We start from the raw sequence: 22,764 nt of genomic DNA on the forward strand, positions 1-22,764 counted from the left end.
TCTGCTCATCACTCAACGATCGATTTCACCGAACACGATGTCCATCGTGCCGATGATGGCCACCGCATCGGCCAGCATGTGGCCGCGGGCCATCTCGTCCAGCGCAGCCAAGTGGGCGAAGCCCGGGGCGCGGATCTTCAAACGGTAAGGCTTGTTGGCACCATCGCTGACGATGTAGATGCCGAACTCGCCCTTGGGGTGCTCGACGGCCGCGTAGGCCTCGCCTTCGGGCACATGGAAGCCTTCGGTGAACAGTTTGAAATGGTGGATCAACTCCTCCATATTCGACTTCATGTCCACGCGCGAAGGCGGCGCCACCTTGTGGTTGTCAGTGATGACCGGGCCCGGGTTGGCACGCAACCATTTCACGCATTGCTGAATGATGCGGTTGGACTGGCGCATTTCCTCGACGCGAACGACGTAACGGTCGTAGGTGTCGCCGTTGGTGCCGACCGGGATGTCGAAGTCCAGCTTGGCGTAGGCATCGTAGGGCTGGGTCTTGCGCAGATCCCAGGGGATGCCGCAACCACGCAGCATCGGGCCCGTGAAGCCCATGTTCAGCGCGCGCTCGGGCGTCACCACACCGATGCCAACCGTCCGTTGCTTCCAGATCCGGTTGTCGGTCAACAGAGTTTCGTAGTCGTCGACGTTCTTGGGGAAGCGATTGCAGAAGTCCTCGATAAAGTCCAACAGCGAGCCGCTGCGATTCTCATTCATCTTGGCCAGGGTCTTGGCGTTCTTGATCTTGGACACGCGGTACTGCGGCATGGTGTCCGGCAGATCACGGTAGACACCGCCCGGGCGGAAGTAGGCCGCATGCATGCGCGCGCCCGACACCGCTTCGTACATGTCAAACAGGTCTTCACGCTCGCGGAAGGCGTAGATCAGCACGTTCATCGCGCCGCAGTCCAGCCCGTGCGCACCCAGCCACATCAGGTGGTTCAGCAGGCGGGTGATTTCGGCAAACATGACGCGGATGTACTGCGCGCGCTCCGGCACTTCAATGCCGAGCATCTTCTCGATCGCCAAGCAGTAGGCCTGCTCATTGGCCATCATGGAAACATAGTCCAGACGATCCATGTACGGCAGCGACTGGATGTAGGTCTTGCTCTCGGCCAGCTTTTCGGTCGCGCGGTGCAGCAGACCGATGTGCGGATCGGCGCGCTGGATGACTTCGCCATCCAACTCTAGCACCAGGCGCAACACGCCGTGGGCGGCGGGATGCTGAGGACCGAAATTCAGGGTGTAGTTCTTGATTTCAGCCATGAATCAAAGTCCACCGTAATTGTCTTCGCGAATGATGCGCGGCGTGATTTCACGCGGCTCGATGGTCACCGGCTGGTAGACCACGCGCTTTTGCTCGGCGTCGTAACGCATTTCCACATGGCCCGAGATCGGGAAGTCCTTGCGCATCGGATGACCGATAAAACCGTAGTCAGTCAGGATGCGGCGCAGGTCTTCATGGCCATCAAAAATGATGCCGTAAAGATCGAAGGCCTCACGCTCAAACCAGTTGGCCGAATTCCAGATCGGCGTGACGGCGGCAACACAAGGCAAATCGTCATCAGGGCAGAACACCTTGAGACGCAGACGCCAGTTCTTATTGACCGACAGCAGGTGCGAAGCCACGGCATAACGCGGGCCGTCGTAGGCACCGTCCTTGTAGCTGCTGTAGTCGAGACCGCAGAGGTCAATCAGCTGCTCGAAGCGCAGTTCGGAGTGATCACGGAGGGTCTTGGCGACGCTGAGGTAGTCGGCCACCCGCACTTGCAGGGTGACTTCACCAAATTCGGTCTTCAGACTCTGGATACGCTCGCCGAGCGCGGCCTCCAGCGCGGTCTTGAGGGTGTCAAGTTTGCTCATCGGTGCTTGATCCTTCAGCGCGCGATCGTGTTTTCACGGCGAATCTTGGCCTGCAATTGCAGGATGCCGTACAGCAAGGCCTCGGCCGTCGGCGGACAACCGGGCACATAGACATCGACCGGCACAATGCGATCGCAACCGCGCACGACGGAATAACTGTAGTGGTAGTAACCGCCGCCATTGGCACAGGAACCCATGGAGAGCACCCAGCGCGGCTCGGCCATCTGGTCGTACACCTTGCGCAGAGCCGGCGCCATCTTGTTGCACAACGTGCCGGCCACGATCATCAGATCGCTCTGGCGCGGGCTGGGGCGGAACAACATGCCGAAGCGGTCGATGTCATAACGGGCCGCGCCCGCGTGCATCATTTCCACCGCACAGCAGGCCAGACCGAAGGTCATGGGCCAGAGGGAACCGGTCTTGGACCAGTTGATCAGCGTGTCGACCGAAGTGGTGACAAAGCCTTCTTTCAAAACGCCTTCAATACCCATTGCAAGCTTTCATTCGTTCAGGCCCTTGCGGGCCGAGCGCCGGGCCCTGACCCAGCATTTCTGCCAAGCAGGCCCGTCATGCCAATCAGGGATTGGCGTCCCCCTCGGGGAACCGACCAGCGCACAGCGCTGAACGAGGGGCAAACAATCACTCCCAGTCCAGGGCGCCCTTTTTCCATTCGTAGGCAAAACCCACGACCAGAATGCCCAGGAAAATCATCATCGACCAGAAACCCGCCGCACCAATCTCGCGGAGCGATACCGCCCAGGGAAACAGGAAGGCAATTTCCAGGTCGAACAAGATAAACAGAATGGCCACGAGGTAATAGCGCACATCGAATTTCATGCGCGCGTCTTCAAAGGCCTCGAAGCCACATTCATAGGGGGAGTTTTTGGCCTGATCCGGCCGATTCGGCCCGAGCAGAAAGCCGAGCACTTGGGGCGCCACACCGACGCCTGCGCCGACCAGGATGAAGAGGATGACGGGGAGGTACTGATCCAAGTTCATAGGTGACGCTCTTTGAAAAACCGCCGTACGCCTCCAGGCCCCGGCCGAGTTTTATGCAGTGATTTGACAAAAGCAACGGGCGCGCCGCCAGCGAATGTATCGCTCACGGACTGCGCCCGCCATGTCCCCCGCAAAAATGCGACAAACTTTGTTTGCACACACCCTTGCAACAGAGGCGCTACGACCAATATTCCGCAGGCTCCAACCTTTGGATATTAACCGAACATTTGGTGCCGTCGGCGAGACTCGAACTCGCACAGCTTTCGCCACTACCCCCTCAAGATAGCGTGTCTACCAATTTCACCACGACGGCTGATACTCACTTACTCATTCTGCCTGGCACTGAACTTGTCAGTGAGAGGGATTGCTTCCCAGACAGCCTTGAATTCTATACCGAAAATTTTGAGCTTTTTGACAAGCTCGCAAGGATTTTCGGAATTTCTGACACTTGCCCGCCCAAGGTCAACGCTGAGTCGACCCAGGACGGGCCAAGGGCTTCAGTTCGAGGCCGCAGGTGTCGCCGGCGCGATCACAGGTGCAGCACCGGGAATGGCCGCAGCACCCGAAGCCGCAACAGCAGCGGGAGCGGCGCGATCCAGAACGGTTTCCGCACCAGCCGCGCCCGCGCGGTGGTTGGACAAATAGGCCAGGGCCAAGGTGCAGGCAAAGAACAAGGTGGCGCAAACGGCCGTGCTACGCGACAGGAAATTGGCGCTACCTGTGGCGCCAAACAGACTGCCCGAGGCGCCGCTGCCAAAGGAAGCACCCATATCGGCGCCCTTGCCCTGCTGCACCAAGACCAAACCAATCATGGCCAGCGCGCTCAGCAGCTGGACCACCAAAACCAAATTCATCATGACCTGCATTTCTAACTCTCCAATCAATCGTTCTTTTTCAAGGCTTCCGCTACCCATAGCGGAGACCACTCACATTCGGTTCAGTTCGCAGCGCGGCAGATGACCGCGAAGTCCGCCGCCTTCAAGGCAGCCCCACCGATCAAGCCGCCGTCAATGTCCGCCTGCGCAAACAGCTGGGCCGCATTGTCCGGCTTGACACTGCCGCCATAGAGAATGCGCATGGCATCAGACTTCTGCGTGGCCGCATGAAGCTGCGTGCGCAGCACCGCGTGGACAGACTGCGCCTGCTCGGGGCTGGCCGTGAGGCCGGTACCGATGGCCCAGACCGGCTCATAAGCCAGCACGATCTCGCCAATGCAATGCGTCAAGGTGTGGATCACCGCGGCCAACTGACGCTTGACCACGGCCTCGGTTTGCCCCGCCTCACGCTCCGCCAAAGTCTCGCCGACACAGACAATCGGTGTCACACCGTGCGCAAGTGCTGCCTTGGCTTTGTCCGCCACCAGCTGATCGCTCTCGTGGTGATAGGCGCGCCGCTCCGAGTGACCGACGATGACATAACGGCAACCCAGATCGGCCAACATGGCCGATGAAACCTCTCCGGTGTACGCACCCTGCTCAAAAGCCGAGCAATCCTGCGCACCCAGAACCACAGCTTGGCCAGTCAAGGCCAGCGCCGTTTCCGCCAGATAGGGGAACGGCACACAGACAGCCACCTCGGCGGACCAAGGCCCCTGCTCTTTCAGGCCCGACAAAAGGGCCGCATTTGCAGCTCGGCTGCCATGCATCTTCCAATTGCCAACGACCAGTTTCTTGCGCATCTTGTTCTCCAAACTCACCACCCGAAGGGCTGCGGGGCCAATCACCAGCTCAAGACAATCTTGCCAATGTGCTCGCCCGACTCCATCAGCGCATGAGCCTGCGCAGCCTCACTGGCCGGCAGCTCACGATAAATCACCGGCACGATCGCGCGAGAGGCCAGCAAAGGCCAGACCCGCTCGCGCAGCGCCTGTGCCACGCCAGCCTTGAAGGTCAAGGACCGCGGCCGCAAGGTCGAGCCACTGACCGTCAGCCGCCGCCGCAAGACCGCACCCGCATCAAAACGCGCGTCGACACCACCCTGCACCGCGATGATGACCATGCGCCCATCGTCAGCCAAACACTGAACACCGCGCTCCACATAGGAGCCAGCGACCATGTCCAAGATCACATTGACGCCACGCCCGTCAGTGCTTCGCTTCACTTCCGCGACGAAGTCCTGCTCACGGTAGTTGATGGCCACCTCAGCCCCCAACTTCAAGCAAGCTTCCGCCTTGGCGGCCGAACCCACCGTCACCAGCACGCGCGAACCCAGGGCGTTGGCCATCTGGATCGCCGTCACGCCGATGCCACTGCTGCCGCCATGGATCAGCAGGCTTTCACCGGGCTGAAGCGCCGCACGGCCGAACACATTCGACCAGACCGTGAAGCAAGTCTCCGGCAAGCTGGCCGCCTCGGCCATGGTCCAGCCAGTCGGCACCGGCAGGCATTGACCAATCGGCGCCACACAAAGCTCGGCATAGCCACCACCGGCCACCAGGGCGCAAACTGCATCGCCCACGCCCAGCCCCGCCGCCGCCAAAGCGTCAGCATCACCGGCGACGATGCGCCCCGCCACTTCCAACCCGGGCAAATCGCTGGCACCCGCCGGAGCCGGATAAGCGCCCTTGCGCTGCAAAACATCGGGGCGGTTGATGCCATAGGCCTCCACCGCAATCAAGCACTCCCCAATCCCGGAAACGGGATCGGGTCGCTCGACCATCTGCAACACCTCAGGTCCGCCGGGGCGGGTGATGGCGATCGCCTTCATGGGCTGGATTTACTCAGCGTCAGCCGGTGCTTGCACCGGAGCTGCGTCCCGGTCGATCAGCGCTTTCATGGACAGCTTGATACGACCCTTCTCGTCGGTTTCCATGACCTTGACCTTGACGATCTGACCTTCCTTGAGGAAGTCGGTCACTTTCTCGACGCGCTGGTGGGCGATCTGGCTGATATGCAGCAGGCCGTCCTTGCCAGGCAGCAGGTTCACCAGGGCACCGAAGTCCAGGATCTTGGTGATCGGGCCTTCGTAGACCTTGCCGATTTCGACTTCGGCGGTGATCTCGGCGATGCGTTTCTTGGCGTATTCGGCCTTCTCAGCGTCGGTCGAGGCGATGGTGATGGTGCCGTCTTCGCCGATGTCGATGGTGGTGCCGGTCTCTTCGGTCAGCGCGCGGATGGTGGCGCCGCCCTTGCCGATCACGTCACGGATCTTCTCCGGGTTGATCTTCATGGTGTACAGACGCGGCGCGAACTGCGACACCTCGGTGTTGGCCGTGCCCATGGCTTCAACCATCTTGCCCAGGATGTGCAAGCGAGCTTCCTTGGCTTGCGCCAGAGCGACCTGCATGATCTCCTTGGTGATGCCCTGGATCTTGATGTCCATCTGCAGAGCAGTGATGCCACCGGTGGTACCGGCCACCTTGAAGTCCATATCACCCAGATGATCTTCGTCACCCAGGATGTCGGTCAGCACGGCGAAACGGTTGCCGTCCTTGATCAGGCCCATGGCGATGCCGGCCACGTGGGCCTTCATCGGCACGCCTGCATCCATCAGCGCCAGGCAGCCGCCGCAGACCGAAGCCATCGACGAGGAGCCATTGCTTTCCGTGATTTCCGACACCACACGCATGGTGTAGGGGAAGTCTTCCTTGCTCGGCAAAGCGGCGATCAGAGCGCGCTTGGCAAGGCGGCCGTGGCCGATTTCGCGGCGCTTCGGGCTGCCCACGCGGCCAGTTTCGCCGGTGGCGAACGGAGGCATGTTGTAGTGCAGCATGAAGCGGTCTTCGAACTCGCCGGCCAGGGCGTCGATGCGCTGAGCGTCACGGTCAGTACCAAGCGTAGCGACGACCAGAGCCTGCGTTTCACCGCGGGTGAACAGGGCCGAACCGTGGGTGCGCGGCAGGATGCTGTTGCTGATCTCGATCGGGCGCACGGTGCGGGTGTCGCGACCATCGATACGCGGCTCACCGGCCAGGATCTGGCCGCGCACGATGCGGGCTTCGATCTCGAACAGCAAGCTTTCGACTTCGACCTTGTCGAATTCGACGCCATCGGCCTTCAGGCCAGCCATCACGTTGGCGGTGACGGCGCGGCAGGCTTGCGTACGGGCTTGCTTGTTGCGGATCTGGTAAGCAGCAGCCAGGGCCTCGTCGGCCAGAGCGCCGACCTTGGCGATCAGGGGCTCATTCTTGGCCGGGGCCACCCAGTTCCAGCTCGGCTTGCCGGCGTCGCGCACCAGTTCGTCGATGGCGGCGATGGCGATATTGCCCTGCTCATGACCGAACACCACGGCGCCCAGCATGATCTCTTCGCTCAGGCCATCGGCCTCGGACTCAACCATCAGCACAGCAGCTTGCGTACCGGCAACGACCAGGTCCATCTTGCTGTTGATCAGCTCGGTCTTGCCGGGGTTGAGGATGTACTCACCGTTGACATAACCCACGCGCGCAGCGCCGATGGGGCCATTGAACGGGATGCCGGACACAGCCAGCGCAGCGCTGGAAGCGATCAGGGCAGCGATGTCGGCCTGGACTTCAGGATTCAACGACAACACATGCACGACGACCTGGACTTCGTTGTAGAAGCCTTCAGGGAACAGCGGGCGGATCGGGCGGTCGATCAAGCGGCTGGTCAGTGTTTCCAGCTCGCTCGGGCGGCCTTCACGCTTGAAAAAGCTGCCCGGGATCTTGCCGGCGGCATAGGTCTTTTCCAGGTAGTCGACGGTCAGCGGGAAGAAGTCCTGGCCGGCCTTGGCTTCGGTCTTGGCCACCACAGTGGCCAGCACCACGGTGCCTTCGATGTTCACGACGACAGCGCCGCTGGACTGGCGAGCGATTTCGCCGGTTTCCATCACGACGGAGTGGTTGCCCCACTGGAAGGTCTTGGTGACTTTATTGAACAAGCTCATTGTGTCTCTCCTCTTTGCCCGCCGGCACCCAGGCCTGCAGGCTGTGTCGAAGCGGCTTGCGGTGCCGCCTCAAGACCGAGAGTGAGACTGGGTTTGGCGGGATGCCATTCCAGGGAATCTGATCGAGCGACACCGCCCACAGAGGCCTTGGAATGACACAGCAGCGCCACTTCAGCTCAACTCCATGCGAAGCCAAAAGACAAAGAGCCTGTACTGGACGAACAACCCAGACAGGCTCCTTGATCTCAGCGGCAAATTACTTGCGCAGGCCCAGCTTCTGGATCAGCGCGGTGTAACGCGTTGCGTCCTTGGCCTTCAGATAGGCCAACAGGCTCTTGCGAGTGTTGACCATCTTCAGCAGGCCGCGACGACCGTGGTGGTCCTTCATATTGGCCTTGAAGTGAGGGGTCAGCGCGTTGATACGGGCTGTCAGCAGAGCGACCTGGACTTCCGGCGAGCCGGTGTCGTTGGCGCTGCGGGCGTTCGATTGAACGATTTCTGCTTTGTTGATATCTGCGACGGACATGTTGCGTTCCTGATTGTCGGAAGCCGCCGGCCCGCAAAGATTGCTTTGCAGATACTCAGACGGTTTCCATGGTTTTAACTTGCGGTCACGGGTGAAACCGACCCGAGCCGTGCCTTTGCTCTCCACCACCCGACCACAGTCGAAGGCGAAAAACCTGCTGAGTATAGCGCAAACAAGGCGGATGACGATGCGCCCGCCACGGTTCCACATGGGCGGCGGCCGCAAATGGAGGCGTTTGCGCTTCTGCCAAGTGGCGGACAAGCATATTTTTGACAGCTCTTGAAGGCGCGGCAAGCAGGCCAATTTCAGACAGCACGGGGCCAGCAACCGCTAGCCTCCCAAGACCACCATCGGCTCACATCAACAGGAGATTGCCATGTTCGTGCTTCCCATGACCCGCCACAGCCACGAGTTCTCGCGCCAGCTGGAGCGCCAGATCGAACGCCGCCTGGAAAGCCTGCTCCAAGCCGACAGCAAAGCCATTTCGCTGCACAGCCCGGCGCTTGATGTCAGCGAAACCGACCGGGAGTACCGCCTGCAACTGGACCTGCCCGGCGTCAGCAAGGAAGCGGTCAAGATCACCATCGACGGTCGCCGCATCACGATCGATGCCGAACAGGCTGCAGCCCCAGAAGCAAGCGAAGGCAGCCGTGTGCTGCACCGCGAGCGGGCCGCGACACGCTTCTCGCGCAATCTGACCTTGCCCCAAGAAGTGAATCAGGGAGACTCCAGCGCCAAATTGGAGCACGGCGTGCTGACACTGACCCTGGTCAAGCGCCAGCCGAGCGGCGCGAGCCAACTGAACGTCAGTTGAGCGTCGCTTGCCTCAGGCCGCGCCCAGGGTCCAGCGCGGCCTGACCTCAAAACCGGCGCCAGGCCGCAGCGTGGCCAAGCCACGCTGCAGACGCATCGCGGCGGCCATGGCGATCATGGCGCCGTTGTCAGTGCACAGGCTCAGCTCCGGGTAATGCACACGGATCTGACGCTTGGCGCAGGCCGCATTGAGCTGCTCACGCAGATGCCGGTTGGCGCCGACGCCGCCGGCCACCACCAGGCGCTTGAGCCCGGTCTCTTTCAAGGCAAGCAAGGATTTTCGCAGCAGCAGCTCGACGATGGCCGCCTGCGTGCTGGCGGCCAGATCGGCTTTTTGCTGCTCGGTCGGTCCATCGCCCAGGCGCTTCACCTGGGTCAGCACCGCCGTTTTCAGGCCAGCAAAGCTGAAATCGGGCTTGCCGCTCTTGAGCATGGGCCGGGGCAGATCAAATGCCGCCGGGTTGCCCTGCTCGGCCAGCCGGGCCAGATGCGGGCCGCCCGGATAGGGCAGACCCAGCAGCTTGGCACTCTTGTCAAAGGCTTCGCCGGCGGCGTCGTCGATGGTTTCGCCCAGCATCTGATACTGGCCGACATCATCCACCCGCATCAGCTGGGTGTGCCCGCCGGACACGAGCAAAGCCACGAAGGGAAACTCCGGCGGATCGACCGACAGAAACGGTGAGAGCAAATGCCCTTCGAGGTGATGAACACCTACCGTCGGCTTGTCCAGCGCTGCCGCCATGGCCACGGCCACACCAGCGCCCACCAACAAGGCGCCTGCTAGGCCCGGGCCCTGGGTGTAGGCGATGACATCGATATCGCTCAAAGCCACATGGGCTTGCGACAGTACCTCACGCGTCAGCGGCAATACGCGTCGGATGTGATCGCGCGAAGCCAGCTCCGGCACCACGCCGCCGTAGGCCTGGTGCATGCTGATCTGGCTGTGCAGGGCCTGGGCGCGCAGCTGGGGCGCGCCAGCAGCCGGCACCTCGACCAGCGCCACGCCGGTTTCGTCGCAGGACGATTCGAATCCCAGAACCAGCATGGCGGAACTCAGTGGCCTTCTTTGGCGTGGTTGATCGAGTACTTGGGGATCTCGATGGTGACGTCCTTCTGGCCCAGGATGGCCTGGCAGCTCAGGCGTGAATCAGGCTCCAGACCCCAGGCGCGGTCCAGCATGTCCTCCTCGCCCTCCTCCATCTCGGACAGCGAGGCCATGCCTTCGCGCACGATCACATGGCAGGTGGTGCAGGCGCAGACCATGTCACAGGCGTGCTCGATGGCGATCTGGTTGTCCAGCAGCGCCTCGCAGATCGAGGTGCCGGCCGGCGCGTTGACGGTCGTCCCCTCTGGGCAATACTCGGCGTGGGGAAGAATCTTGATGACGGGCATGGGGCTCTCCTGGCGCGGCGCGCCGGCTCAGATCTGGTCGACGCTGCGGCCGGTCAAGGCCTTGTGAATGCCGCGATTCATGCGCGCGGCGGCAAAGGCTTCGGTGCCCTTGGCCAGGGCTTCAACGGCGGTGGTGATGGCATCAGCATCCTCGCCATCGGCCGCATGCGCCATCGCTTGCAGCAAGCTGGCGATATCAACCTGCTCGGCCTCTGACAATAGATCTCCATCCGCCGCCTGGGCGGACAGCGTGGCCAGTCGCATGCGCTCGGCCTCGACACGCGCCTCGCGCAGCTTGCGCGCCGTCATATCGGATTCAGCGCTGGCAAAGCCATCCTTGAGCATGCCGGCGATCTGGTCATCGCTGAGGCCGTAGCTGGGCTTGACCTGGATGGTGGCTTCAACGCCCGAGCCCAATTCCTTGGCTGCCACGCTGAGCAGGCCATCGGCATCGACCTGGAAGGTCACGCGGATGCGCGCAGCGCCGGCCACCATGGGCGGAATGCCGCGCAGCTCGAAGCGCGCCAGCGAACGGCATTCACTGACCAGCTCGCGCTCGCCCTGCAGCACATGCAGGGCCATAGCGGTCTGGCCGTCTTTGAAGGTGGTGAAGTCCTGCGCCTGGGCGACGGGGATGGTGGCGTTGCGCTCGATGATGCGCTCGACCAGGCCGCCCATGGTTTCCAGGCCCAGCGAGAGCGGAATCACGTCCAGCAAGAGGATGTCACCATCGGCCGCATTGCCCGCCAGCTGATTGGCCTGGATGGCGGCGCCCTGGGCCACCACCTCATCGGGGTTCAGATTGGTCAGCACCTCGCGGCCGAACAAGGCACTCACCACCTCGCGCACGCAAGGCATGCGGGTGGAGCCACCCACCATGACCGTGCCCTGCACCTCGTCGGCCCGCACCTTGGCATCGCGCAGCACGCGCTTGACGGCGCTCAGCGTGCGAGCCAGCAGCGGCTGGGCCAGGGTTTCGAACTGGCTGCGAGACACGCGGAGTTCGAGCGCGCCTGCATCCAGCTGCGCCTGCAACACGGCGCTGTCCGCGCTGGAAAGCTGCTCTTTGGCCGCACGCGCTGCCACCAGGACCGCACGCTTGTCATGGGCCGAGCTCAGCTGCAGGCCACTTTGCGCTAACGCCCAATCCGCGAGGACTCGGTCGAAATCATCACCGCCCAGCGCAGCATCGCCACCTGTCGCCACCACCTCGAAGACGCCGCGACTCAGGCGCAGCACTGAGATGTCAAAGGTGCCGCCGCCGAGGTCGTAGACGGCGTAGAGCCCTTCGCTGGCGTTATCGAGGCCGTAGGCAATGGCCGCGGCCGTGGGCTCGTTGATCAGGCGCAGCACATTCAGGCCGGCCAGCTGGGCCGCGTCCTTGGTGGCCTGGCGCTGCGCGTCGTCGAAGTAAGCAGGCACGGTGATTACCGCACCGAACACATCATCGGCAAAGCTGTCTTCGGCACGGAAGCGCAAGGTGGCCAGGATCTCGGCCGAGATCTCTACCGGCGACTTCAGGCCATCGCGGGTGCGCAGGGACAGCATGCCCGGCGTGTCTTCGAAGTCATAGGGCAGTTGGCTGCGCTCGGCCACATCGGCCAGGCCGCGGCCCATGAAACGCTTGACCGAAACAATGGTGTTAACCGGGTCCTCGGCCTGCGCGGCCAGTGCAGCGGCCCCGATCTGACGGCGCCCTTCTTCCAGGTAGCGCACAGCCGAGGGCAGGATCACCTGCCCCTGCTCATCGGGCAGGCATTCGGCCACACCGTGGCGCACAGCGGCCACCAGAGAGTGGGTGGTGCCCAGGTCAATACCCACCGCGATGCGACGCTCATGCGGATTGGGCGATTGGCCCGGTTCGGAAATTTGCAGCAAAGCCATGTCTTATTGTCCTAGGGCTTCCAGGCGTCGATCGAGATCGGAACGGAATCGGTGAATGAACATCAGCGCTCTCACCTGCTGGGCGGCAGCTGCCGTGGAGGCCATCACATCGTCGGCCGCCTCGAGCAGGCCTTGCACTTCAGTCAGCAGCTCGCGCTCGCGCGTGGCCACCTCGGCATCCAGTGCCTCCACTTCGGCCAGGCCTTTCGCCTCGTCCAGGGCCTCGCGCCAGGCCATCTGTTCCATCAGGAACGCCGTGGGCATGCGGGTGTTATCGTGGATCTGCAAGGGCACACCACGCAGCTCGCACAGATAGGCTGCGCGCTTGAGCGGATCACGCAAGCGCTGGTGCGCTTCATTGACCCGCATCGCCCACTGCGCGCTCAGGCGCTGCGCCGCAGCGCCCTGGGCCGCAAAACGGTCGGGGTGCACTTGGGCCTGCAAGGCCTTCCAGCTGGCATCGATGGCGGCGCGATCCTGGGTCTGCCGCTGCGGCAGGCCGAACAGGCTGAAGTCGTCGTCATCGAGTTTCATGGAACAGGTCTCGGGCTTTTCGAATCTTGGGGCGGGCGCAGGGCTGCCGCCACTCGGCTTCGGCCATGAAAAAAGCGCGGACCGACGCCGCGCCCTCCTGGCCTGCACCGCTCGCGCGGCGCAGCACTGTATTACACGCGGAAGGACTCGCCGCAGCCGCAGCGGTCTTTCTCGCGCGGGTTGCGGAACTTGAAGCCCTCGTTCAGGCCCTCGCGGACAAAGTCCAGCTCGGTGCCGTCCAGATAAGGCAGGCTCTTGGGATCGATCAGGATCTTGATGCCATGGCCTTCGAAGATCACGTCCTCGGGGGCCACCTCGTCGGCGTACTCCAGCTTGTAGGCCAGGCCGGAGCAGCCGGTGGTCTTGACGCCCAGGCGCACGCCGACGCCGCGGCCGCGCTTGCTGATGTAGCGCGTCACATGGCGTGCGGCGGCTTCGGTCACGGTCACTGACATGGCGCCGTCCTTACTGCGTGTGCTTGGCGCGGTAGTCGTCCACGGCCGCCTTGATGGCGTCCTCGGCCAGGATGGAGCAGTGGATCTTGACCGGCGGCAGGGCCAACTCTTCGGCGATCTGGGTGTTCTTGATGGCCAGGGCCTGATCCAGGCTCTTGCCCTTGACCCATTCAGTCACGAGCGAGCTTGAGGCGATGGCCGAGCCGCAGCCATAGGTCTTGAACTTCGCGTCTTCGATCAGTCCAGTGGCCGGGTTGACTTTGATCTGCAGCTTCATCACATCGCCGCATGCCGGCGCACCAACCATGCCGGTGCCGACCGACTCGTCGCCCTTTTCGAAGGCGCCGACATTGCGCGGGTTTTCGTAGTGATCAACGACTTTTTCGCTGTATGCCATGATTTTTTCTCCTAGCTATTGGCTGCCCTGCGACAAATTGGTCGTAGAGCCGGCTCGCCACAGATTCAGGTCCGCGGCGGGCTGTGGTCTTTCAGTGGGCTGCCCACTGGATGGTGCTGAGGTCGATGCCGTCCTTGTACATATCCCACAGCGGCGAGAGCTCGCGCAACTTGGCCACACGATCCTTGAGGGTGGCGATCGCGTAATCGATTTCTTCCACGGTGGTGAAGCGGCCGATGGTCATGCGCAGAGAAGAATGCGCAAGCTCGTCGCTGCGACCCAGGGCGCGCAAGACATAGCTCGGCTCCAGGCTGGCCGAAGTGCAGGCCGATCCAGATGAAAGCGCCAAGCCCTTGACACCCATGATCAGGGACTCGCCCTCCACATAGTTGAAGGACATGTTCAAGTTGTGCGGCACGCGGCGCTCCAGGTCGCCATTGACGAAGACCTGTTCGATGTCCTTGAGGCCATTCAGCAGACGCTGATGCAACATGCGGATGCGCTCGCCCTCAGACGCCATTTCTTCCTTGGCGATGCGAAACGCCTCACCCATGCCGACGATCTGGTGCGTGGCCAAGGTACCCGAGCGCATACCGCGCTCCTGGCCGCCACCGTGCATCTGCGCTTCAAGGCGCACACGCGGCTTGCGGCGCACATACAAGGCGCCGATGCCCTTGGGGCCATAGGTCTTGTGCGAAGCCAGGCTCATCAGATCCACCGGCAGCTCGGCCAAATTGATGGCGATCTTGCCGGTAGCCTGGGCGGCATCAACGTGAAAGATGATGCCGCGTTCGCGGCAGATCGCGCCAATGGCAGGGATGTCCTGAATCACTCCGATCTCATTGCTGACATACAGCACCGAGGCCAGGATGGTGTCCGGGCGGATGGCCGCCTTGAACGCCTCCAGATCCAGCAGGCCATCGGCCTGCACCTCGAGGTAAGTGACCTCAAAGCCCTGGCGCTCCAACTCACGACAGGTGTCCAGCACCGCCTTGTGCTCGGTCTTGAGCGTGATGATGTGCTTGCCGCGGGTCTTGTAGAACTGGGCTGCGCCCTTGATGGCGAGGTTGATGGACTCGGTGGCACCCGAGGTCCAGACGATCTCGCGCGGGTCGGCGCCGATCAGAGCCGCGACCTGTTCGCGCGACTTCTCGACGATCGCTTCCGCCTCCCAGCCCCAGGCATGGCTGCGCGACGCCGGGTTGCCGAAATGCTCACTGAGCCACGGCACCATGGCGCTGACCACACGTGGGTCCACCGGCGTGGTAGCACCGTAGTCGAGATAGATGGGGAAATGCGGGGTCATGTCCATGTTCGAGATTGGCTTTTTGTTCTGTGCTGGCGACTGGGCTGGCAGTCTTATTTGGTAAAGGCGTTGCCGAGGGCGAAGACCGAATTCGGGGCGGTGATGCGAATGGGTTTGACCACCGGCGTCGATGAAATGGCGCGCTTCATCGGCGACTCTTCAATGGTGACGCCCTTGGACAGCTGGTCTTCCACCAGCTTGCGCAGGGACACCGAATCGAGGTACTCGATCATCTTGGCGTTGAGACTGGTCCAGAGCTCGTGGGTGATGCAGCGCCCGGTGTCCTCGCCCATGCAGTTTTCCTTACCGCCGCAGCCGGTGGCATCGATGGGCTCGTCGACGGCCACGATGATGTCGGCCACGGTTATTTCGCTGGATTTGCGGCCCAAGGAATACCCGCCGCCCGGGCCGCGTGTGCTTTCCACCAGCTCATGGCGACGCAGCTTGCCGAACAACTGCTCCAGATAGGACAGCGAAATCTGTTGCCGCTGGCTGATGGCAGCCAGCGCGACCGGGCCGCCGTTTTCACGCAGCGCCAAGTCAATCATCGCTGTGACGGCAAACCGACCTTTGGTGGTGAGACGCATATCACTCTCCTTTGAGTCCGCAGAACCAGGCGCCAAGAGCGAAGCCCTGTGAAGCACCGGGGCCAGGGCCGACCCGCTTGACGGGTTTACCCTTGACCAATTCCGACTATTTTACTCAATTACTGAGAGTCTTGCCGGGCGACCCCAAAACCAGAGATTCGGCAGGGCCTTGAGCCCAGGCGGCAGAGCTGCGCTGAGCGCCGCGGCTAAGCGATATTGTCGTGCACCACCGCGCCAAAGGCTTGCTCGCGCAGCTGGGCCAACTGATCCCGTACGCGGGCTGCCTTCTCGAACTCCAGATTGCGGGCATGCTCCAGCATCTGCTTCTCCAGCAAGGCCATGCGCTTGCTGAGGTCCTTCTCGGACATCTGCTCCACCTCGGCCACCTGCAGGAGCTTCTGATCGTCCCGGCCACTCTTTTCGGAGTAGACGCCGTCGATCAAGTCCTTGATGCGCTTGTTGATGCTGCGCGGCGTGATGCCATTCGCCTCATTGAAAGCCAGCTGCTTGCTGCGGCGGCGCTCGGTCTCCCCCATGGCCTTGCGCATGGACTCGGTGACGCGGTCGGCGTACAGAATGGCCTTGCCGTTGAGGTTGCGGGCAGCACGGCCGATGGTCTGGATGAGGCTGCGCTCCGAGCGCAAAAAGCCCTCCTTGTCCGCATCCAGAATCGCCACCAGCGAGACCTCGGGAATGTCCAGACCTTCACGAAGCAAGTTGATGCCGACCAGCACATCGAATGCACCCAAGCGCAGGTCGCGCAAGATCTCGACCCGCTCGACCGTGTCCACATCGGAGTGCAGGTAGCGCACCTTGACGCCGTTGTCGCTCAAATAATCGGTCAGCTGTTCGGCCATGCGCTTGGTCAGGGTGGTGATCAAAACGCGGTCATTGACCTCCACTCGGAGGCGAATTTCCTGCAGCACATCGTCCACCTGATGGGTGGCCGGGCGCACCTCGACCAGGGGGTCGACCAAGCCGGTGGGTCGCACCACCTGCTCCACCACCTGCCCGGCATTCTGCTGTTCGTAGGCCGCCGGCGTTGCGGACACAAAAACAGCCTGGCGCATCTTGCGCTCGAACTCGTCGAACTTGAGTGGGCGGTTGTCCAGGGCCGAGGGCAGGCGGAAGCCATACTCCACCAGCGTGGTCTTGCGCGCGCGGTCGCCGTTGTACATGCCGCCGAACTGGCCGATCAGCACATGGCTTTCGTCCAGGAACATCAGCGCATCGCTGGGCAGATAGTCCACCAAGGTCGGCGGCGGCTCGCCTGGCGCGGCGCCGGACAGGTGCCGGGTGTAATTCTCGATGCCCTTGCAGTGCCCCACCTCCTGCAACATTTCCAGGTCGAAGCGGGTGCGCTGCTCCAGGCGCTGGGCCTCGACCAGCTTGCCTTCCTTGACAAAGAAACCCAGGCGCTCGCGCAGCTCCTCCTTGATGGTCTCCATGGCGCCCAGCACCTTTTCGCGCGGCGTGACGTAATGGCTGCTCGGATAGACGGTGAAGCGAGCGATCTTCTGACGGATCTTGCCGGTCAACGGGTCGAAGAGCTGCAAAGTCTCGACCTCGTCATCGAAGAGCTCGATGCGCAGGGCCAATTCCGAATGCTCGGCAGGAAAGACATCGATGGTGTCGCCACGCACGCGGAAAGCACCACGGCTGAACTCCACCTCATTGCGGGTGTACTGCATGCGAATCAGCTGGGCAATGACATCACGCTGCCCCATCTTGTCGCCATTGCGCAGCGTCATCACCATCTGGTGGTAGTCGCTCGGGTTGCCGATGCCGTAGATGGCCGAAACAGAGGCCACGATGATCACATCACGCCGCTCCATCAGGCTCTTGGTGGCGGAGAGGCGCAACTGCTCGATGTGCTCGTTGATGGCGCTGTCCTTCTCGATGAACAGGTCGCGCTGCGGCACATAGGCCTCGGGCTGGTAGTAGTCGTAGTAGCTGACGAAATACTCGACCGCATTGTTGGGAAAGAAATCGCGGAACTCGCTGTATAGCTGGGCCGCCAGCGTCTTGTTGGGCGCAAAGATGATGGCCGGGCGACCCAGGCGGGCGATCACATTGGCCATGGTGAAGGTCTTGCCCGAGCCGGTCACGCCCAGCAGGGTCTGGTAGCTCAAGCCGTCATTGATGCCTTCAATCAGCTGCGCAATCGCCGTCGGCTGGTCTCCAGCTGGTGGAAATGGCTGGAACAGCTGGAACGGCGAGCCTTCGAAAGACACGAACTCACCCTTGGGCACCTCAGCACCTTCGGCAGTTTTGTCAATGAGGCGATCTGAATCTTGCATGTGCTGGAGCCGGGTCAGTAACAAGGAGAGAAGCGAAGGGCCCACCTAAAATCGCAAGGCTGGGCAACCCGCAAGGGTAGCGCAGGCCGAGCCGCAGCGCCGCAAGCCCCAGCGATTGCACTTTGTTGTTCATGCCACCGTCCTGTCAGGAAGCTTTCCATGTCCTTGTTTGCCGCCGTCGAAATGGCCCCCCGCGACCCCATCCTGGGCCTCAACGAACAATTCAATGCCGATCCGAACCCGGCCAAGGTGAATCTGGGAGTTGGCGTCTACTTTGACGAAAACGGCAAGCTCCCCCTGCTGAAATGCGTGGCCGAGGCCGAGCGCGCCATGCTGGCCGATCCCAAGGCCCGCGGCTACCTGCCTATTGACGGCATCGCCGCCTACGACAAGGCCGTGCAAGGCTTGGTCTTCGGCGCGGACAGCGCCGTTCTGGCCGACAAGCGCGTGGCCACCGTGCAAGCCATCGGCGGCACCGGCGGCCTGAAGATCGGCGCCGACTTTCTCAAGCGCCTGAACCCCGGCGCCCGCGTGCTGATCTCCGACCCCTCCTGGGAAAACCACCGCGCCCTGTTCACCAATGCGGGCTTCCAGGTCGACACCTACCCCTACTTCGACGCCGCCAATCTGGGCGTCAACTTTGAGGGCATGCTGGCTGCTTTGAATGCCGCCGCAGCCGGCACAGTCTTCGTGCTGCACGCCTGCTGCCACAACCCAACTGGCTACGACCTGACACCGGCCCAGTGGAGCCAGGTGGTCGAGGCCGTGAAAGCCCGCGGCCTGATCGCCTTCCTCGACATGGCCTACCAGGGCTTTGGCGAAGGCATTGCTGAAGATGGCGCCGTCATCCAGCAGTTCCTGGCCGCCGGCCTGGACTTCTTTGTTTCGACGAGCTTCTCCAAGAGCTTCTCTCTCTACGGCGAGCGTGTCGGTGCGCTGAGCGTGGTGTGCGCGTCGAGCGAAGAAGCCGGCCGCGTACTGAGCCAGCTCAAGATCGTCATCCGCACCAACTACTCCAACCCGCCGACGCATGGCGCCCAGGTGGTGGCCACCGTACTGTCCAGCCCGGCCCTGCGCGCCCTGTGGGAAGAAGAACTGGCCGGCATGCGCCTGCGCATTCGCGCCATGCGCTCGGCCCTGGTCAGCGCCTTGCAGGCCGCTGGCGTCAAGCAGGACCTGAGCTTCGTCACCCGCCAAAAAGGCATGTTCAGCTACTCGGGTCTGAGTGCCGCGCAAATGCAGCGCCTGCGCACGGAGTTCGGCATCTACGGCGTGGATTCAGGCCGCATCTGCGTGGCCGCGTTGAACGAGAAGAACTTGCCGGCAGTGGCTGCAGCCATGTCGGCGGTGCTGCGAGGCTGAGGCCCGGAGTCGCGTGAGCCACTCATAGAACGCCCCGATTTGGGGCGTTCTGCGCACAATTTCGGGTTTGTTCGCTGCGAGCTGTCACGCTTTTCACCGCTAATAGCCGACCATGCCACTGTGCCGCGCGGAGTAAAATGCTGCACCGCACCATTGATTTCAGGCAAGATCGAGCTTCAGCAACCCAGCGCAGCACCGCCCTCTCCGCGGTTCGGCGCGCCATGACCCCGAGGCCTACCCATGCTGTACCAGCTTTTTGAAACCCAACGCGCCCTGATGAGCCCGTTTTCGGAGTTCGCGGCAGCCTCTGCCAAGCTCTACAGCCATCCGCTGTCGCCGTTTTCCCATGCCCCTATGGCCCAACGCGTCTCGGCCGGGCTGGACCTGATGCATCGTTTGGCCAAGGACTACGAAAAGCCGGAATTCGGCATCCGCGGAGTCGAAGTGGACGGCGTGGAAGTGGCCGTGCAGGAACTGGTGCCCATCAACAAGCCCTTTTGCCGCCTCTTGCGCTTCAAGCGCTACACCGATGATCTGGCGGTGCTGAGCAAGATGAAGGACCAGCCGACGGTGCTGGTCGTGGCGCCTTTGTCGGGTCACCACAGCACCCTGCTGCGCGACACCGTCAAGCAACTGCTCAAGGACCACAAGGTCTACATCACGGACTGGACGGACGCCCGCATGGTGCCGCTGGAAGTCGGCCCCTTCCACCTCGACGACTACATCGCCTATGTGCAGGAGTTCATCCGTCACTTGGGCCCGGACTGCCATGTGATCTCGGTCTGCCAGCCCACAGTGCCGGTGCTGGCTGCGATCTCCTTGATGGCAAGCCTTGGCGAGACCACACCGCGCAGCATGACCATGATGGGCGGCCCCATCGACGCTCGCAAGAGTCCGACTGCGGTCAACAACCTGGCCATGAACCGCAGCTTCAACTGGTTCGAGTCGAATGTGATCTACCGCGTGCCGACCAATTTCCCCGGTGCTGGCCGCGCGGTCTACCCCGGCTTCTTGCAGCACACCGGTTTCGTGGCCATGAACCCGGACCGCCACCTGAGCTCGCACTACGACTACTTCCTCGACCTGGTGCGTGGCGACGACGACGGCGCTGATTCGCACCGCCAGTTCTACGACGAGTACAACGCCGTCCTGGACATGCCAGCAGAGTATTACTTGGACACCATCAAGACCGTGTTCCAGGACTTTGCGCTGGTCAACGGAAGCTGGAACGTCAAAGGTCAGCTGGTTCGCCCACAGGACATCCAAGGCACAGCCTTGTTGACCGTGGAAGGCGAGTTGGACGACATCTCTGGAGCCGGCCAGACCCGTGCCGCCCATGCGCTGTGCTCCGGCATCGCGCCTGAGCATCAGTACCACTACGACGCCGTCGGCGCCGGGCATTACGGCATCTTCTCCGGCCGCCGCTGGCGTGAGAAGGTCTACCCGGAAGTGCGCGACTTCATTGCCAAATACGACCACGGCGAAACCGCTGCCGAGGCCGAAGCTCAGGCAACCGTCAGCAAGGCACGCAAAGGCCGCGCCAAGACTTGAAGCGCTCGACTGAAGCCATGCCGGTCGTCGGCCTGACGCTGGCAGATCGAATCGATGCCGCCTTGCCGCAGACGCAGTGCACTCGCTGCGGCTATGTGGACTGCCGCGCCTACGCACAAGCCGTGGCCAGCGGCGAGGCCGACATCAATCAATGCCCGCCCGGTGGTAGCGAAGGCGTGGCCCGTCTGGCTGCGCTGACGGGCCGATCAGTCCTGCCCCTGAGCGCAGACCATGGCCAGGAAGGGCCACGAGCGCTGGCTGTCATCGACGAAGCTTGGTGCATCGGCTGCACCCTGTGCATCAAGGCCTGCCCGGTCGACTGCATCGTCGGCGCACCCAAGCAAATGCACCTGATCGTGACCGAGCAATGCACGGGCTGCGAGCTCTGCGTGCCGGCCTGCCCGGTGGACTGCATCTCCATGAGCCCGGTCAGTGGCGAACAAACCGGCTGGCAGGCATGGAGCCCCTTGCAGGCCGAAGCGGCGCGCGCGCGATATGGCTTTCACCAGTTCAAGGTCGAGCGTGAGCTGCGCGACAACGCCGCCCGCTTGCAAGCCAAGGCTGAAGCCAAGCTGGCTGACCTGGCTGCCGCGTCCAAGCTGACGGCTCCGGACGATCTGGAGCGCAAGCGGGCCGTGATCCAGGCGGCCTTGGCACGGGCACGAGCGCAGCGCGAAGCTTGATTCAGGCCTCAACGGCCCATGCACAATCGCGCCCATGAACGCGCAACAGATCCACGGCTTTTTCACCACCCTGCGCGCTGCCAACCCCAGCCCGCAGACCGAGCTGGAGTACAGCAGCGTGTTCGAGCTGCTGGCGGCCGTGCTGCTCTCGGCCCAGGCCACCGATGTCGGCGTCAACAAGGCCACTCGGCGCTTGTTCCCGGTCGCCAACACGCCACAGAAGATCTTGTCGCTGGGCGAAGAAGGCCTGAGCGAGTACATCCGCACCATCGGCCTCTATCGCAGCAAGGCGCGGCACCTGATCGCCACCTGCCAGATCCTGGTCGAGCAACATGGTGGCCAGGTTCCACGCACCCGCGAGGCGCTGGAGGCCCTGCCCGGTGTCGGGCGCAAGACCGCCAATGTGGTGCTCAACGTCGCCTTTGGCGAGCCGACCATGGCGGTAGACACCCATCTATTCCGTCTCGGCAACCGCACCGGTTTGGCGCCAGGCAAGACGCCATTGGCCGTCGAGCTCGGCCTGCTCAAGCGAATTCCAGCCGAGTTTCTGGTCGATGCACACCATTGGTTGATCTTGCATGGCCGCTATGTCTGCAAGGCGCGGGCGCCGCTGTGTGAAAGCTGCAGCGTGGCTTCGTTCTGCGACGAAGGCCGCCGCCTACAATCCCGGCTTGCCAAAGTAGGAACTGTTCCGAAAAAGCCCTAGGGAGCCACGGGAAACCATGCCAAGCCTCAACGACTTGATCGACCGCGTCGAGAGATTGCTCTTGCGCCATGAAGAGTTGAAGCGCACCAATGCGCTGCTTCAGGAGCAAGTTCAAGCGCTGAGCCAAGAGCGTGACAGCCAGCGCTCGCGCCTGAATGCCGCTCGCGCGCGCATCGATGCCTTGCTGGAACGCCTGCCCGTCGAAAGTGAATCCGGAAAGAATCATCCATGAAGCAGATGGAAGTGACCATCATGGGGCAGAGTTATCTGCTGGGCTGCCCTGAAGGTGGCGAAGCGGCGCTGAGCAAGGCCGTCAGCCAGGTCGACAAAGAAATGAGCGCCATTCGTGACGCCGGCCGCGTCAAGGCGCGTGAGCGCATCGCCGTGCTGGCAGCACTAAACCTGGCTTACCAACTGGCAGAAGACAAGCCTGTGCCCGGGGTTCGCGGCAAGGCCTCCGGTGCCATCGGCGCTGAGCTTCCTGACCTCGACGGCCTGATCCGCCGCCTCGATGAAGCCCTGGGTCACGACGGGCAATTGCTCTGATTTCATCCTCGGCAG

At 62.6% G+C, this 22,764-nt stretch carries 25 protein-coding genes and 1 tRNA gene; 7 read left to right on the plus strand and 19 right to left on the minus strand.

The genetic code is table 11. The features are described 5' to 3' along the window. Positions 1–12: 12 nt before the first annotated feature. The 10 genes from LNV23_RS13665 to rpsO form a co-directional block, all read right to left on the minus strand. On the minus strand, positions 13–1,266 hold the full coding sequence (locus tag LNV23_RS13665) for an NADH-quinone oxidoreductase subunit D (RefSeq protein ID WP_263563474.1): 1,254 nt from the start codon (positions 1,264–1,266) through the stop codon (positions 13–15). Between the two features lie 3 nt (positions 1,267–1,269). Further along, positions 1,270–1,863, minus strand: a complete 594-nt coding sequence (locus LNV23_RS13670; protein WP_263563475.1) for an NADH-quinone oxidoreductase subunit C — start codon at positions 1,861–1,863, stop codon at positions 1,270–1,272. 14 nt (positions 1,864–1,877) lie between these two features. Beyond that, positions 1,878–2,354 carry a NuoB/complex I 20 kDa subunit family protein gene (locus tag LNV23_RS13675; protein ID WP_047484384.1) on the minus strand — a complete coding sequence of 159 codons (477 nt, stop codon included), beginning with the start codon at positions 2,352–2,354 and terminating at the stop codon, positions 1,878–1,880. Positions 2,355–2,502: 148 nt separating this feature from the next. After that, entirely contained in the window at positions 2,503–2,862 is a 360-nt protein-coding gene (locus LNV23_RS13680; RefSeq protein ID WP_102770319.1) for an NADH-quinone oxidoreductase subunit A, read from the minus strand. A 228-nt stretch (positions 2,863–3,090) separates the two neighbouring features. Then, positions 3,091–3,175, minus strand: a tRNA-Leu gene (locus tag LNV23_RS13685). 184 nt (positions 3,176–3,359) lie between these two features. Continuing rightward, positions 3,360–3,728 (minus strand): preprotein translocase subunit SecG, encoded by a 369-nt coding sequence (gene secG / locus LNV23_RS13690; RefSeq protein ID WP_263517317.1) that lies wholly within the window; start codon positions 3,726–3,728, stop codon positions 3,360–3,362. 71 nt (positions 3,729–3,799) lie between these two features. Continuing rightward, on the minus strand, positions 3,800–4,540 hold the full coding sequence (tpiA, locus tag LNV23_RS13695) for a triose-phosphate isomerase (protein ID WP_263563476.1): 741 nt from the start codon (positions 4,538–4,540) through the stop codon (positions 3,800–3,802). 41 nt (positions 4,541–4,581) lie between these two features. Further along, positions 4,582–5,568 carry an NAD(P)H-quinone oxidoreductase gene (locus LNV23_RS13700; RefSeq protein WP_263563477.1) on the minus strand — a complete coding sequence of 329 codons (987 nt, stop codon included), beginning with the start codon at positions 5,566–5,568 and terminating at the stop codon, positions 4,582–4,584. Positions 5,569–5,577: 9 nt separating this feature from the next. After that, positions 5,578–7,707 carry a polyribonucleotide nucleotidyltransferase gene (gene pnp / locus LNV23_RS13705; RefSeq protein WP_263517320.1) on the minus strand — a complete coding sequence of 710 codons (2,130 nt, stop codon included), beginning with the start codon at positions 7,705–7,707 and terminating at the stop codon, positions 5,578–5,580. 256 nt (positions 7,708–7,963) lie between these two features. After that, positions 7,964–8,233, minus strand: a complete 270-nt coding sequence (rpsO, locus tag LNV23_RS13710; RefSeq protein ID WP_102770315.1) for a 30S ribosomal protein S15 — start codon at positions 8,231–8,233, stop codon at positions 7,964–7,966. A 376-nt stretch (positions 8,234–8,609) separates the two neighbouring features. Between rpsO and LNV23_RS13715 the strand changes: the two genes are divergently transcribed. Beyond that, positions 8,610–9,047, plus strand: a complete 438-nt coding sequence (locus LNV23_RS13715; RefSeq protein ID WP_263563478.1) for an Hsp20/alpha crystallin family protein — start codon at positions 8,610–8,612, stop codon at positions 9,045–9,047. 12 nt (positions 9,048–9,059) lie between these two features. Here LNV23_RS13715 and tsaD read toward each other — a convergent pair whose 3' ends face one another. The 9 genes from tsaD to uvrB form a co-directional block, all read right to left on the minus strand. Beyond that, complete coding sequence (tsaD, locus tag LNV23_RS13720; protein ID WP_263563479.1) at positions 9,060–10,091, minus strand: tRNA (adenosine(37)-N6)-threonylcarbamoyltransferase complex transferase subunit TsaD; 1,032 nt, start codon at positions 10,089–10,091, stop codon at positions 9,060–9,062. An 8-nt stretch (positions 10,092–10,099) separates the two neighbouring features. Further along, a complete protein-coding gene (gene fdx, locus LNV23_RS13725) occupies positions 10,100–10,438 on the minus strand; it encodes an ISC system 2Fe-2S type ferredoxin (protein WP_263563480.1) in 339 nt (112 codons plus the stop codon). 27 nt (positions 10,439–10,465) lie between these two features. Then, positions 10,466–12,322 (minus strand): Fe-S protein assembly chaperone HscA, encoded by a 1,857-nt coding sequence (gene hscA, locus LNV23_RS13730; RefSeq protein WP_263563481.1) that lies wholly within the window; start codon positions 12,320–12,322, stop codon positions 10,466–10,468. A gap of 3 nt (positions 12,323–12,325) precedes the next feature. Then, on the minus strand, positions 12,326–12,856 hold the full coding sequence (gene hscB, locus LNV23_RS13735; RefSeq protein WP_263563482.1) for a Fe-S protein assembly co-chaperone HscB: 531 nt from the start codon (positions 12,854–12,856) through the stop codon (positions 12,326–12,328). A 131-nt stretch (positions 12,857–12,987) separates the two neighbouring features. Further along, positions 12,988–13,311, minus strand: a complete 324-nt coding sequence (gene iscA, locus LNV23_RS13740; RefSeq protein WP_102770309.1) for an iron-sulfur cluster assembly protein IscA — start codon at positions 13,309–13,311, stop codon at positions 12,988–12,990. 10 nt (positions 13,312–13,321) lie between these two features. Continuing rightward, complete coding sequence (iscU, locus tag LNV23_RS13745; protein ID WP_102770308.1) at positions 13,322–13,708, minus strand: Fe-S cluster assembly scaffold IscU; 387 nt, start codon at positions 13,706–13,708, stop codon at positions 13,322–13,324. Positions 13,709–13,799: 91 nt separating this feature from the next. Next, positions 13,800–15,020, minus strand: coding sequence for an IscS subfamily cysteine desulfurase (locus tag LNV23_RS13750; RefSeq protein WP_263563483.1), 1,221 nt, complete (start codon positions 15,018–15,020; stop codon positions 13,800–13,802). 47 nt (positions 15,021–15,067) lie between these two features. Continuing rightward, positions 15,068–15,601: a Fe-S cluster assembly transcription factor gene (locus LNV23_RS13755; protein ID WP_263517326.1), complete on the minus strand. Its 534-nt coding sequence runs from the start codon at positions 15,599–15,601 to the stop codon at positions 15,068–15,070. Between the two features lie 206 nt (positions 15,602–15,807). Then, positions 15,808–17,901: an excinuclease ABC subunit UvrB gene (gene uvrB / locus LNV23_RS13760; protein WP_263563484.1), complete on the minus strand. Its 2,094-nt coding sequence runs from the start codon at positions 17,899–17,901 to the stop codon at positions 15,808–15,810. Positions 17,902–18,060: 159 nt separating this feature from the next. Here uvrB and LNV23_RS13765 point away from each other — a divergent pair, with 159 nt between their 5' ends. The 6 genes from LNV23_RS13765 (at position 18,061) to LNV23_RS13790 (ending at position 22,749) form a co-directional block, all read left to right on the plus strand. Further along, complete coding sequence (locus LNV23_RS13765; protein ID WP_263563485.1) at positions 18,061–19,263, plus strand: amino acid aminotransferase; 1,203 nt, start codon at positions 18,061–18,063, stop codon at positions 19,261–19,263. Positions 19,264–19,503: 240 nt separating this feature from the next. After that, positions 19,504–20,814 carry a polyhydroxyalkanoate depolymerase gene (locus tag LNV23_RS13770; RefSeq protein WP_263517329.1) on the plus strand — a complete coding sequence of 437 codons (1,311 nt, stop codon included), beginning with the start codon at positions 19,504–19,506 and terminating at the stop codon, positions 20,812–20,814. 17 nt (positions 20,815–20,831) lie between these two features. Continuing rightward, on the plus strand, positions 20,832–21,497 hold the full coding sequence (gene rsxB, locus LNV23_RS13775) for an electron transport complex subunit RsxB (protein ID WP_263563547.1): 666 nt from the start codon (positions 20,832–20,834) through the stop codon (positions 21,495–21,497). A gap of 34 nt (positions 21,498–21,531) precedes the next feature. Beyond that, positions 21,532–22,203: an endonuclease III gene (gene nth, locus LNV23_RS13780; RefSeq protein ID WP_263517330.1), complete on the plus strand. Its 672-nt coding sequence runs from the start codon at positions 21,532–21,534 to the stop codon at positions 22,201–22,203. A 16-nt stretch (positions 22,204–22,219) separates the two neighbouring features. After that, positions 22,220–22,435, plus strand: a complete 216-nt coding sequence (locus LNV23_RS13785) for a cell division protein ZapB (protein ID WP_263517331.1) — start codon at positions 22,220–22,222, stop codon at positions 22,433–22,435. Then, on the plus strand, positions 22,432–22,749 hold the full coding sequence (locus tag LNV23_RS13790; RefSeq protein WP_263517332.1) for a cell division protein ZapA: 318 nt from the start codon (positions 22,432–22,434) through the stop codon (positions 22,747–22,749). Before LNV23_RS13785 ends, LNV23_RS13790 begins: the two co-directional genes overlap by 4 nt. Positions 22,750–22,764 lie beyond the last annotated feature (15 nt).

Origin of the sequence: Kinneretia sp. DJ1R-11, from assembly GCF_025717595.1 — a bacterium.
Lineage (GTDB): Bacteria > Pseudomonadota > Gammaproteobacteria > Burkholderiales > Burkholderiaceae_C > Paucibacter_A.